Here is a 13,262-nt window from a genome sequence, read left to right on the forward strand (position 1 = left end):
TTGGATAACACGATGGCAAATGAAGACAACTATCAGCGAATTTGGAAAACCGCCAAACTCATTCCTGCGGGGAAAGTGGCAAGCTATGGGCAAATTGCTGACTTATCGGGTTTGCCGGGAAGAGCAAGGCTAGTTGGCAAAGCTATGGGTTATGCGCCAAAAGACATGCAAGTGCCTTGGTTTCGCGTGCTACGTACATCAGGGCAAATCTCTTTTCCCAAAGGTTCAGACATGGCAGCAAAGCAGAAGGGGTTGCTACAAGAGGAGGGTGTCGTTGTGTTAAACAACCGCGTTAAAATGGCTGAGTTTCAGTGGCAACCGGATCTTGCTGAACTACTTTTTAGCTTGGAATATTAGCGGAACATCAATGCTGCGCTATTTTCACAATAGCAGCAAGTTGATCGGGAGTGACGTAAGACGGACAAACACCTTTTCCCACCAGTTCATCCCGCAATTGCTCAGGCGATACACGCGTAGAATGCCGTAAATGACTGCGTATATATTTGCACAATGTTTTTTGTAGATTCCGAGTTAAACAAGCCATAACCACACCTCAAAATGTTAGGTAAATGAGCTATTGAATAGAACGGCTTCCTTTTTCTATCGACCAAATTCTCGACTTATATAAGTAACACTAGTGTCATGTGAGCACGTTTAACATAAGACTTTAGTCTTCTTTTATGAGGTTTTATTTATTTAGTGGTGCTTCGGAAAGATTACCATCCGTAATAACTGCGATTCGGCTTGAAAAGTCTAAATCTTTTGCATTATGAGTTACCATCACAATAGTTTGTCCATCTTGGTTTAATTTATAAAATTCTCTCATTATTGACTCTCCATTTTTAGAATCTAAGTTTCCTGTTGGCTCATCCGCAAAAAGTATTTCAGGAGAGGTGATTAATGCTCTGGCAATGGCAACCCTTTGTTGCTGACCGCCAGAAAGTTGGGACGGATAGTTATTCGCTTTATCAGTTAATTTAACAAGTTCTAAATACGTCTTCGCTTCTCGCTCTAGCTCGGTTTTGCTTAGCTTTTTTTTGTAGGTTAAAGGTAAGGCAACATTTTCCCAAATGTTTAGTTGAGGAATAAGATTGAAGGATTGAAAAACAAAACCAAAAAGCTGATTTCTAACAGCAGCAGCTAATTCATCAGAAAACTGCCCTACCTCTTGACCTTGCAATAAATAGCTACCAGATGTTGGAGGCTCAAGGAGTCCTAAAATTGATAATAACGTTGACTTTCCCCCGCCAGAAGGCCCTGTGAGAGTGAGAAAGTCGCCTCTATTAATGGTCAAGTCAATGCCGTGTAGGATTTGTTGGGATATACCTTCTTGTGAGTAGGATTTGGTTATACCCTTGAGCTTAATTTCTGTTTTCATCGCTATTTAATTACCTCTGGTTGTGTGCGCCTCCAAGTTTCTTTTGGATCAGACATAAGAATCTTTTGCGATGGTAATAAGCCGGAAATGACTTCTATTTGTCCGGAGGATACTGCACCCAATTGCACTTTTTTATTAACAAGCAGTCCATTTAGCTCATCAAAAAGCCATACCTCATTTTCGCTCATTGGTTGAGTGTTAGGTGGGCGCTCTACAAATAACGTGTTGGGAATTACCTGAGTAATAATTTCAACTTTTGCAGACAGAGCTTCTTTTAGCGCTAGATCTTGTTTATCTAAAGAAATGAATATGTCGATATATCCATTGTTTACTGTTGGGCTGATTCTTTCTATTTTTCCCGTTAGCCAAGCATTATTGACTCTGATTTTCGCTGAATTATTAACGTTGGTCTTTTGAGCTTCGCGCTCTGGAACTTGTGCTACAAAACGTAAATCATCTTGTTTTGTGAATTTCAACAGGGCTCGACCTAATTTAACTTTTTCACCAAGTTGTACATCGATAGACTGAATTTGTCCCACTTCGGGCGCTTTTACTATTAACTTTTCAATATCGTTGGCCGCAGAATTTAGTTCATTTTGTGCTTCCGCAATCTTTGAACGTGCAAGTTTGAGCTCCTTTTCAATTAATCGAGTCAAACTTTCAACTGTGCTGCTAGCCAGTTGAGCCTTCTTTTCTGCATTTTCTAGACGGACTTCTGTTTCCAGTATGTCTAATTTAGAGATAACCCCTGTCTTAGCTAATTTATTTTGAGCTGCGAATTTTGCTTTTAATATGTTTCTTTCACCAATAGCGGAAGCAAGCTCGGTTTCTTGTTTAACTTGATCGAGCTCCAATCTTACTTGCTTCAGTTCAAGTTCCAGCTTTGCGTAATTGAGCTGAGATTTAAGCTTTTCATATTTAATTTCAAGGTCGTCGTTATATAGCTTGAACAACCTTTCTCCAGGTTGGATTGCTTCTCCTGGTTCTATATATATTTTTTGAATAATACCTTCTACTGGGCTGGTAATTAATTTGGGTTGTCGGGATTCAAATTGCCCATTTGCTACCAGCTTAATTTTGAAATCACCTTTTTGTACTTCTGCAAATATTAATTCTGATAATTTCACTGTATTCGTTGAGGAGAAAGCTCCTAGAGCTGAAATCAGAATTAGAATCATAATGGCTATTGCTGACCCAATAAAAAGGCGTTTTTTTCGTTTTTTATCTACAGCCTTTTGTATATCTTGAAGTTCCATTTAGTTTTTTTCTCTCAATAAATCAGACGGTGTGTACGCAAATATTAATAAGCTTTTACTTGAAACGTATAAATGTAGGATGAGTAAAATAAACAAAGTAGAGCCTAAAAGAACGAATAATCCCGTTAAGAAATTAGCATTAAAATAGTCTTGTAGTAACGATGAACCTGCTATGAGTAGTAATAGGTTTATTAAAAAGGCAATACTTAAATCAACAGTATTTTCTTTGGTTAGCAATTTGAGTAAACTGCTTTTATCTGCTCCCATTGCTCTCATTACTCCCCATTCTAGGGAGCGCAATTTAAGAATTTTGTTGAAGTGCTGTGTGTAACCTAATGCCAAAGCCACTAAACAAGAAATCATCAGAATGGCGGTTAATTGCATAATTGCCCGATCATTTACTAATTCCTTTTCGATATATTCCTTAAGAGAACCTTTAAAGGTGATGTCGTATTCTAGATTAAACTCTTTGAGATTTTTATTTAACGTATTAAAAATTGCATCTGAGTCTTGCTTGTCGGCAAATAAAATTTGCCGGAGGTTTTCTGGTGTACTCGCCTTTCGGTAAAAAACGTATTGAGGGGATGTAACATGTAAATCATATCGAATGTCATCCACTACGCTGTTTATTCTATAGCGACTGCCAGCTTCATCTACTAAATATTGACCAATCGCTTCCTTTTCTGACCAGTTACAACCCTGCAACATACTTCTTGAAATAGCTATATGGTTAGAATCCCAATTATCCAGTGAAGAGGGAGACTCTAAGAGTAATTGGAAAGGGTTGCCAAAGAATTGATTAGACCAACTTTGAAAAGTATAAGAGCACTTCTCGTCATCGATGGTAAGAGGCTTGTGAGTCAATCGGCGATCACCAGGCATGGTTTGCAGTAATGATAGAGAGCTCGTTATTTGTCTTAAATTGTTGATTGTTGATTCCCATTGAGTTCCCGTTTTTTGATCTGATGATTTGAATAGTGAGATAGCATGAACATTTTCGTTTATCGAACCTAACGCTAAGGAAGAAATCTTATACCAATTTTGGTAGATAAACGAAATGACGAATAAGCTAAACACCATAAGTGTTATCAGTGACCGGGTTAATATTCTAACTGCAACAATAGTGCCGCGAGAATGGGATGCAGTTCTACCTGAAATGCCTTTTGTTAATATGTCCGCATTACATATGCTAGGGATGGTTAATAAAGTACCAATGGAAATAACTGCATAGTGAAGAGCAAGTTGGTGTGTGTATTGTTTATCTAAATTTGGAAGCTCTAGTAGTAGCGTTTTAAAGATAGCGCTTCCTAGAGGTAAAGACAAAAAACCCAATATCGTTCCGAGTATGAGAGGAAGTAAAATAAAAAGGTTTTCGTTAATGAATAAGCTTACCTTACTGCTGCCGATTGAAAATCTTAACGCTCGTTCAGGTGCTCGTCGTAAGCGGTGGCGAGACACTATGCTGATAAAAATCGCTGCCGAAACAAATGTAAGCAATAAGGCAGATATGGAAAATAAAAAAACTCTTGTTTCTGTTCGATTTTTCGTTGCTCTATCGAAATAAGCGCCTTCAATTAATCCGAGCTTCAAGTTATTGCTACCTGCCAAGTGAAACATTTTAGATAACTGGCTAGTTCTTGAGTTTTGGTATTGTTCCAATAGCTGTTGCAAGTATTGTTCTCGCTCAGATGCTGTTACCGCATTTGAAAGTTCAACAATAGTTTTAAATATTGGGAGGTGCTGCGTTATTTGTTCAGGAGTAACAGAGTGACTAAATAGCCCACTAATTGTGGAGAAGGTTTGTTGAAAACTGGATATGTTGGGAAACTCACTAATGTCTAAAACAATTTTCGCCGTGTCCCCATCTGGGAATTGAAGCGCATTTTTCGAGAGAATTCCTGATACTGGGTATAGATTACTACCTATTTGAATGTTTCCATTTTCGACTAAATGTTGTAGATCATAGCTAATGGCAACGCCAATGAGATAGCAGCGATCAAGCTCGCATCGAGATAGATGCCGACCCGCTGAGAATTTAGGCTTAAGTAAATGAATGTACTGGTCATTAATAAAAGCTACAGGTAACTCTTTTGCCACTTGGCTAGGACCAACAGATAGATTGTCAACATACCAACGAGTGTGTTGAGTAACGATATGTGATTCTGAAAGTAGATTGCTAAGAACTGCATCTGTTCTGTTGAGAACACCTGTGCTTGATTCGGTTCCAAATGCGGCAATTTTTTCTGAGAACGGTCTAAAAAGTGATTCTGATAACGCAGTAATTGAAAGGAGTGTTATTAGTTGAAAAATGATAGAGAAAGACAGAGCAATTAAAGTGAACTCTGTCTTGTTGTTGGACCAGTAACGCCATAAGCCAAACCACATAATGTAGAATATTTACTTTGACACTGAGACCGTAACTATATGATATTCAGATGCTTTGTTTTCAGGAAGGCTGTTTAAGTAGTCTTGGGTAATATTACATGGTTCACAGTTAACGACGGATTTATCGAACTTCACGAAAACTAATGTTTTACTTTCTTGATTCCACTTCTTCCCACTCTTGACTAGCTTCTCTAAAAAGCTAAAACCTTTATTTGGTTTTTCTTTAGAAAGCGCCACATTATCAATGTTAAAACCAGCACCAGAATGGGAATATGTAGCTTCCTTAGAGGCATCCCAAATGTAAATAGCCGGTAATGTTTTGCTTATTCCTGAGTTGAAATAATCGTGAATGTTAAGTGGGATGTCGCTATTTTGAGCGAAGGCTGAAAATGAAAGGACATAAAACAAAAATGGGAATGAAAAATATTTCTTCACAGATTTTCCTTATCTATAAGCATTTAGATGAGCCGACATGAATCGCCGGCTCAAGTCTCCTATTAATTACATTTAACAGAAGCTTTAGCTGTGCAACCGCTAGAGTTACACTCTACTTTAAGTGCTACTTCACAGCCACTAAGGCTACTGAATGAAGGCAAGATTAACATGGCAAAGGTAAAGATTGAAACTAAGTTTCTTGTGGTTTAGTTGCTATTAGTATCCTTTTTTATAAAAAATAATCCATCTCACTTACTTCAAAGAGTAAAAAATATAACTCTCAGCCTTCTACCCAAATGAAAGCTAGCAGAAAGGGCGTTTAGGAGAGTTGTATGCTGGGTGTACAATGTACCTGGTCGTGTCAACAAAGTAATGGATTTAAATGTTACCTATGTTATTTTCTGGGCGTTAGCCTGAAATAAGCCGTTTTTCACACTCCCGCCAATCCGGCATGAATTGCGTCATCAGATCGTAAAAACGTTGGTTGTGGTGTTTTTCATGTAAATGCACTAACTCATGCACCAATACGTAATCTAAGCAAATAGGCGGTTTTTCCGCTAACGACAAACTTAACCAAACACGCTTTGCTGTGATATTGCATGTGCCCCAACGCGTTTTCATTTTCCGAATACCCCAGTCGTTGACCTGTTTGCCAACCACAGGTTGCCAGCGTAATAACGATGTAGGAATGCGCTTTTTCATTTCTTGACGGTATAGGTTATCCAGCAGTTTAATTTTGTCTTCTTTTTCGCTGTTATCGGCGAGTTGCAATTCTATTTGCTGGTGATTGTTAACCAAGGCGCGCTTTTGTTTCCCTTCGGTAATGCATAATTCGTGTTGTTCTCCCCAAAGGTGCACGATGTCGCCGTTCTCATAACGCAATTTCGGCTTTGGATTCAGCTCCGCTAGTTTTTGTTGAAGCCACGCTAGGTTAGTTTGTACGAAGTTAAACACATCACGTTCTGAAAATTGATAGGGAGCGGAAACGCGAATTGTGCCGTCCTGAGCATCTATGCGCATCCGCATACTACGAATATCTTTAAATTGGATGTTCAGATCAATATCGAACCATTGTCGTTCTATCGTCTGGATGATTCGACCTGATGAACGAGAGCGTTTTCGCACGAAATTCAACCTTTTGGGTGATGGATAGGGTAGCTCCCGAACGATAACCAGAATGCGCTGGGTTGTCTACGTGTCATCGGTGCGAAATAACTGCGTTTACACTCCACTTCCTGCATAGAAAATGTCTTTCTTATATAAATTAACTTATTAGTATGAGGTGGCAAGTTTTCAAGGCAATAAAGTGAAAGGTAGAAGCGTTCTGGCTTTTTAAAGCCTTCTAATCCAATGCCAGCGTACTCTTGTACTCACCCTCAAAGCGAGAACCCTTGTAAAGTTAAGTAAGCGCCGCTATCTCGTCGTTTCTCAGCAAGATTATTGAATAAAACTGCGTTTTAAAACAATTGTCATTTGCTCAATATATTGCTCGGTATTCCAATCACAATCTCGAATTAATTGTTCCCAATTCTGAATAGACACTAAAGCCCAAAATAATTCGGTTGCCAATTCGGGTTGTAAGTGTGTCACAAGTAAGTTTTCAGCGTGTAAGGATTGGATCACTAATTCACTCATACCGTGCAAGTGAGACATACAGCTTTCCCATGCAGAAGCCGCCGCTTCGTCGGTGTCTCGAGTGTTTAGTAAGGCTTTAGCCAAGCCATAAATTTCAGGGATGTAGTTGCCCCAGAATTGCATGAAAGCTTCAAGCTGCTCGGTGGCGTTTTGCGCTTGTTGAATTTGTTCGATGCGTGCGTTTACGTCTTTAATTTCATCCACATATTGCACCGTGGCGAGCATTAACTCGGTACGAGAGGCAAAATGTAAGTACACCGCTTGACGGGAAATGCCCACATCTTTAGCAATGTCGCTCATTTTTACGTTCACGCCTAACCGTTCCTCCATCAATTTCCATGTGGAAGCGAGGATGCGAGTTCGCGTATCTATTTTCTCAATATTTTCACTTGACATGATGTAAAGCTTACCATAACTTGACACGGCGTCAACCCGTGTGGTTTTTAGTTTGAACTACCCAAACTGATGACTAACTGACCAAAACAAGTAGCGCGAAAGCTAAGCAGAAAGTGCCCTAAGAGAATTGTCAACCTACCTCTTAGGACAGGTGATCTCTGCATTTAGCGCCTTAGAATCTAAAGTCTACTTATCATTGGAGTAACTAAAGTGGCTGAACAAGATACTCTTGTAACAAAATTTAGCAACCTGATACTAAACAACAAATGGCTGGTCATTTTGCTATCTGTTGTGCTCGTTGTCCTTGCGGCAATGGGAGCAAAATATACTGTTTTTAACCCAGATAACCGTGTTTTCTTCAAAGAAGACAATCCCCAATTGCTCAACCTTGAACACATGGAAGAGACCTACAGCGGCCGCGATGAGAACGTCTTTATTGTGCTTGGTCCAAAAGATGGCAATGTGTTTACCCGCGATACCCTCGCCGTGGTTGAGAAATACACCAATGAATCATGGCAAATCCCAAATTCTACGCGCGTTAACTCCATCACTAATTTTCAGCATTCTTACGCCGAAGAAGATGATGTCATTATTGAAGATTTGGTAAAAGATGCAGAATCATTAAGCGATGCGGAATTAGCTCAAATACGCGAAACAGCGATGGCTGAACCGCTTTTGTATCGACGCTTAATTTCAGATAAAGGCCATGCTACTGGCATTAATGTCACTATAAAACTGCCGGAAGGCGTGGACAAAACGGCAGCAGAAATTGAAACCGTTGCGTACGCGAGAGACATGATTGCACGCATCAAAGCAGAAAACCCTGAAATGGAAGTGCATTTAACCGGTTTGGTCATGTTAAACACGGCCTTTAGTGAGTCTTCTCAAACCGATTCGTCTACCTTAATGCCACTGGTTTTCCTCATGTTTATCTTAAGCGTTGGCTTATTAATGAAAGGTTGGACAGCCGCATTTGCAGTATTTTGGGTGTTCTCGTTTTCCATTGCAGCAGCAATGGGATTAGCAGCATGGTTCGGGATTGAATTAACGGCCGTTTCTGCTTCAGCACCGACGATTATCACCACTTTGGCAATTGCTAACGCCGTACACATTCTGGTGAGTTTTGTGGAATTGATGCGGCAAGGGCGAGATAAACGCAGTGCCATGGCAGAAAGTATGCGTATTAACTTCCAGCCTGTGTTCTTAGTGAGCTTAACTACAACACTTGGCTTCCTAACCATGAACTTCAGTGAAGCGCCGCCGTTCCATGATTTAGGCAATATCATTTCCATGGGCGTTGTGGTGTCGTTTATCTTGTCACTGACGTTCTTGCCTGCATTAATGATGGCATTGCCTATGAAAACGCCGAAGCCGGAATCTTCCTCAAAAGGCTACATGAACAAAATGGCGGATTTCGTTATCGCGAATCAAAATAAGCTGCTTTGGGGAGGCGCTGCGCTTTTCATTGCAATCGTGTCTTTCCTACCACGCAATGAGTTAAACGACGAATGGGTGCAATATTTCGATGAGTCTTTGGCATTCAGACAAGCCAGTGACTACATGTCGGATAACCTAACGGGCTTCTATCGTATTGATTACTCCATTCAAGCCGACGGCCCAGATGGTATCAGTGACCCAGAATACTTGAAAAACTTAGCGGCGTTTATCGATTGGTACCGCGAACAACCAGAAGTGGTGCAAGTGAATGGCTTAACGGACATCGTGTCACGTTTAAATAAAAACATGCATGGTGATGATCCGTCTTATCATCGCGTACCAGACAGCAGAGAAGAAGCCGCACAATACATTTTATTGTATGAAATGTCGGTGCCGTATGGTTTGGATTTGAACAACATGGTGGATATTGAAAAATCATCTTCGCGTGTCACCGCCATTATTCATGACGTTACTATTCAAGAAACGTTGGCATTAGAAGCCCGCGCACAAGCATGGTTAGCGGAAAACGCCCCTGAAATTGCCGGCCCCGGAACAGGTAATAGCATCATGTTCTCGCACATTGGCATGAGCAACATTGTCGGCAGCTTAGGTGGAACGGCTTTCGCACTGGTGCTGATTTCCATACTACTGATCTTCGCCTTCCGTTCTGCGAAAATTGGCGCGCTGAGCTTAATTCCTAACTTGATGCCGAGCTTAATGGGCTTCGGTTTATGGGGATTACTCGTAGGTGAAGTGGGCATGGGCCTAGCCACGGTAGCAGGCGTGACCATGGGGATTGTGGTGGATGACACGGTTCACTTCTTATCGAAATACTTACGTGCGCGCCGAGAGCAGAATTTACCGCCTGAAGAAGCTGTTCGTTATGCTTTCTCAACGGTAGGTAAAGCCTTGTGGTTCACATCATTTGCGTTAGTTGCAGGCTTCGCGGTACTGAGTTTGTCAACGTTCAGAATGAACGGCGATATGGCAACACTCACCGCCGTTACTATTGCTATTGCACTTGCGGCTGACTTCCTGTTCTTACCGCCATTGTTGATGAAGCTCGATCGTGGTCAATACCCACAAAAGTCTAAAGGTACGGCTTCTGCCGCTGAAGACTTAAAACAACGTCAGGCGTAACAAGAAAACCGAAGGAGAAATAACATGCTAAAAGCATTCACATTGGTCGGAATAAGTTTCATGATGTCGGCTTCTGCGTTCGCCATGAGCGCAGAGGAGCGCGGAATGGAAATTGCCGTTGAAATGGATAAACGCGATACCGGTTGGACCGATCGCACCGTTGATATGGAAATGATTCTACGAAACGCTGCGGGCAAAGAAAACGTGCGTAAAATGCGTAATTTCCAACTAGAAGTTACGGGTGATGGTGATAAGTCGTTGACGATTTTTGACGAACCTCACGACGTAAAAAAGACCGCGTTTTTAAGCTTTACACACTCTAAAGTGCCTGATGACCAATGGCTATATTTGCCTGCACTAAAACGTGTAAAACGTGTGTCGTCCGCGAATAAGTCTGGCCCATTTATGGGAAGCGAATTTGCTTACGAAGACATCAGCTCACAAGAAGTCGACAAATACACCTACAAGTATTTACGTGATGAACCTTGTGGCGAAAACAGCGAATGTTTCGTTGTCGAATACTACCCAGAATACGAAAATTCAGGCTATACACGTCAAGTACAGTGGATTGATAAAGAGATTTATCAGGCGCGTAAAATTGAATATTACGACCGCAAAGACGACTTGTTAAAAGTGCTAACCCTAACGGGGTATCAACAGTATTTAGACCAATACTGGCGCGCCGATCGTATGGACATGGAAAACAAGCAAACAGGCAAAAGCACCACCATGTTATGGAATAACAATGAATTCAAAACCGGCTTATCGGAAAACGACTTCAATAAAAATGCATTAAAGCGTATGCGCTAAATAGCTGATACGATTTTAAGGAACTTTCCAAAAAAAGTTCCTTAAGATCCGTTGTATTTGTAATGTAGCTCTGTAGAGAACCTTTGAATATTATTAAGTAAGCCATTATCTTCAACTATTAGTTTACGTTGGAATTCAGATAATTTAGCAATCTGGTTTGTTATCGGGATGGTAATATCAATTTCTCCATTGGATAAAAATATATCGGTACACTTGAAAATATGTCTTAGCCTTTCTAAAGTTGTCTTAAGAGTATTCTGTGGCCTTGGAGTGAGTTTGATTTTTATTTTCATCCCAAAATTTTTAGAAATCTCCTGATGATTGGATAAAATATCTAAAAATGAGTTTGTGTAGATACGTTCTGTGCGGCTAACAACGGGATCATCATATAAATTATTTAGAAAATCGATTACTGTATCAAATGAATCATTTTCCACTAAATTTGAGGTGAAACTTATAGCTAAAAACGCATCTTCAGGTCCAAAACTTAAAAATAGTGCCGCACGAATATTATCTATTTTTTTTAAGGCTTCTTTAAAGTATCTAATAAAGTTTAGTCTAAAATCTTCCTTGAATAGGGATATTTTTACCAAAATATGTACCGGAGAATTTTCCTCTAATGTGTTAAAAACTATTAATGCATCTCTGCTTGAGGTATTCAGTAATGCATCATGGTTATTTTTAATATCTTGTTGTTTATTGTGACGATAAATATCTAAAAAGTCATAAGTTCCAAGTAGGCACTCAAAATAGTAGTCCGCTGTTCTATCTTTCCTTTCATCTAACTTAAAATTCGATGTGAGCTTTATCTGGCTCAGTTCAATTCTATATAATAGTAAATTATGATCTGTGCTATTATGTTTAGATAAAAATTCACTAAGGCACTCTTCTTTACTTCTGCAGGTGCTGATCTTTAGAAAATAGTCAATATTTTGGGACAAAACCTCTTCTATATTACATAATAAATCTAATTCTTTGGGAGTAAACTCCCTTAATTTAACTTTTTCTGGCTTTGTAGTGATGGATTCCACTTTTATTTTTGAAATTATAGAAATGAAATATTTTAATGATTTTAATATAGAAAGAGGTTCATTAATTTTCAAGTTAGTCGCACGTAAGGAGAAGGGATTTTTCGTAAATGAAGGGTTTAGTGGCTCAATTTTGTTTAATTCGGTGAGGCTAAATTTATCTAGGCAGTTGTTAGTTAATTCTTCCTTCAAATTTTTTATGTTAAGTTGATTACTTATCCAAATTCCATTTATATTTTCAAAGAAACTTTTATAAGATTCACCAGGATTACTATTAAAAAATTTCAGTATTGTAAAATGTAATGATGCAAGTATATTTCTACTGTTAAATACGTAATCTTCAATTAAAAGCCTAGAGTAGACTGCTTGGAAGGAAGATATTTGTAAGAGATCTTGATTATGCTCTTCTTCATTATCTTTTTCTTGTAGACAGTTCAAATGGGATATTTTCCAATTTATTATCCAAGAGAAATCGGAAACAGATTGTGGAATATCGTCAAGTCTTTGATTAGTAGTATCTGGTGACTTTTGAGGAGATAGTTTATTATTTAATAAAGAGATTAAATTTTCGTTTATTGCATTTCTGAGCCACTCAGATGTATTTTGAGTATACATCCAGTAGTCAGAGGAATAGTTAATTCTATCAAAGCCACTTCTGAGCTTCATCAGTGGTTCTCTTTTATTCCATATTTTAATTTCTTTTTTTATTTCCTTTACAATATAAAGGGCCGTGCCAATAATGTCTTTTTCATAAGTTGATATTAGTAGCAAATCTAAATGATCAGTAATAGCTTCAACAATTTCATTTTGAACATCTGATGATCCCATAGATTTAAGCCAGTATATTAAGCTTTTTCCTAATATATAGCGCTGTAAAACTTCAAACTCACTGTCATAGATTGGTTTGTTTATATTTGCGGTTATTAGGTTTTCATCTAACCGGCCAAACTCATCCATTAATGGTAAGGTATATGCGTCGGTATGAAATCCATTAATAAACCAACAATAAAGATATGAGTATCCAAAGCGAGTTGCACTTAATAAATCGCACATTAATTCAACTTCCATTTTTTGAAACTCAGATATACCGATATTCATCATAATGGGGCGATATACTCCAGATACCTTTCGCAAAAAATTACCTAGTGTACCAAACCTGCCTTTTAGGGCTAAGAGTTGAGGGATTAGATTTCTGGAGCCTATATTTCTCAATATTCGGTGTGCAACCTCATGTCCAATAACAGGTATCAAATTACGTTCTTGAAGCCAAAATGACAGTTGAAGGGGGCTCTGTTGATCAATTCATTCCATAGACAAAACATCAGTAATGAAGCCCCATTTCAGGCCACTTTGTAGGTTTCA

11 protein-coding genes are annotated in these 13,262 nt (G+C 39.1%); 3 read left to right on the plus strand and 8 right to left on the minus strand.

Features of this window, described 5'->3' with window-relative positions; translation table 11 throughout:
* The first annotated feature begins 12 nt into the window (after positions 1-12).
* Complete coding sequence (locus tag HJG39_RS17230) at positions 13-357, plus strand: MGMT family protein (RefSeq protein WP_268411229.1); 345 nt, start codon at positions 13-15, stop codon at positions 355-357.
* Between the two features lie 7 nt (positions 358-364).
* On the opposite strand, the gene HJG39_RS17235 is transcribed toward HJG39_RS17230, so the two are convergent.
* The 7 genes from HJG39_RS17235 to HJG39_RS17265 form a co-directional block, all read right to left on the minus strand.
* Complete coding sequence (locus HJG39_RS17235) at positions 365-544, minus strand: hypothetical protein (RefSeq protein WP_268411231.1); 180 nt, start codon at positions 542-544, stop codon at positions 365-367.
* Positions 545-688: 144 nt separating this feature from the next.
* Positions 689-1,378: an ABC transporter ATP-binding protein gene (locus tag HJG39_RS17240; protein ID WP_268411234.1), complete on the minus strand. Its 690-nt coding sequence runs from the start codon at positions 1,376-1,378 to the stop codon at positions 689-691.
* 2 nt (positions 1,379-1,380) lie between these two features.
* The gene (locus HJG39_RS17245) at positions 1,381-2,634 is read right to left on the minus strand and encodes an efflux RND transporter periplasmic adaptor subunit (protein ID WP_268411236.1); all 1,254 of its coding nucleotides are present in this window, start codon (positions 2,632-2,634) and stop codon (positions 1,381-1,383) included.
* Positions 2,635-5,019, minus strand: coding sequence for an FtsX-like permease family protein (locus HJG39_RS17250; RefSeq protein WP_268411239.1), 2,385 nt, complete (start codon positions 5,017-5,019; stop codon positions 2,635-2,637).
* 12 nt (positions 5,020-5,031) lie between these two features.
* Positions 5,032-5,454, minus strand: coding sequence for a hypothetical protein (locus HJG39_RS17255; RefSeq protein WP_268411241.1), 423 nt, complete (start codon positions 5,452-5,454; stop codon positions 5,032-5,034).
* Between the two features lie 408 nt (positions 5,455-5,862).
* Positions 5,863-6,579 (minus strand): M48 family metallopeptidase, encoded by a 717-nt coding sequence (locus tag HJG39_RS17260; RefSeq protein WP_268411242.1) that lies wholly within the window; start codon positions 6,577-6,579, stop codon positions 5,863-5,865.
* Between the two features lie 312 nt (positions 6,580-6,891).
* On the minus strand, positions 6,892-7,485 hold the full coding sequence (locus HJG39_RS17265) for a TetR/AcrR family transcriptional regulator (RefSeq protein WP_268411244.1): 594 nt from the start codon (positions 7,483-7,485) through the stop codon (positions 6,892-6,894).
* A 210-nt stretch (positions 7,486-7,695) separates the two neighbouring features.
* Between HJG39_RS17265 and HJG39_RS17270 the strand changes: the two genes are divergently transcribed.
* Together HJG39_RS17270 and HJG39_RS17275 are read left to right on the plus strand one after the other, a co-directional pair.
* Positions 7,696-10,062 (plus strand): efflux RND transporter permease subunit, encoded by a 2,367-nt coding sequence (locus HJG39_RS17270; RefSeq protein WP_268411247.1) that lies wholly within the window; start codon positions 7,696-7,698, stop codon positions 10,060-10,062.
* Positions 10,063-10,086: 24 nt separating this feature from the next.
* Entirely contained in the window at positions 10,087-10,872 is a 786-nt protein-coding gene (locus tag HJG39_RS17275) for an outer membrane lipoprotein-sorting protein (RefSeq protein WP_268411250.1), read from the plus strand.
* A 41-nt stretch (positions 10,873-10,913) separates the two neighbouring features.
* Here HJG39_RS17275 and HJG39_RS17280 read toward each other — a convergent pair whose 3' ends face one another.
* Positions 10,914-13,151 (minus strand): hypothetical protein, encoded by a 2,238-nt coding sequence (locus tag HJG39_RS17280; protein ID WP_268411253.1) that lies wholly within the window; start codon positions 13,149-13,151, stop codon positions 10,914-10,916.
* Positions 13,152-13,262: the final 111 nt, after the last annotated feature.

The organism is Alteromonas sp. a30, from assembly GCF_026788005.1.
GTDB lineage: Bacteria > Pseudomonadota > Gammaproteobacteria > Enterobacterales > Alteromonadaceae > Paraneptunicella.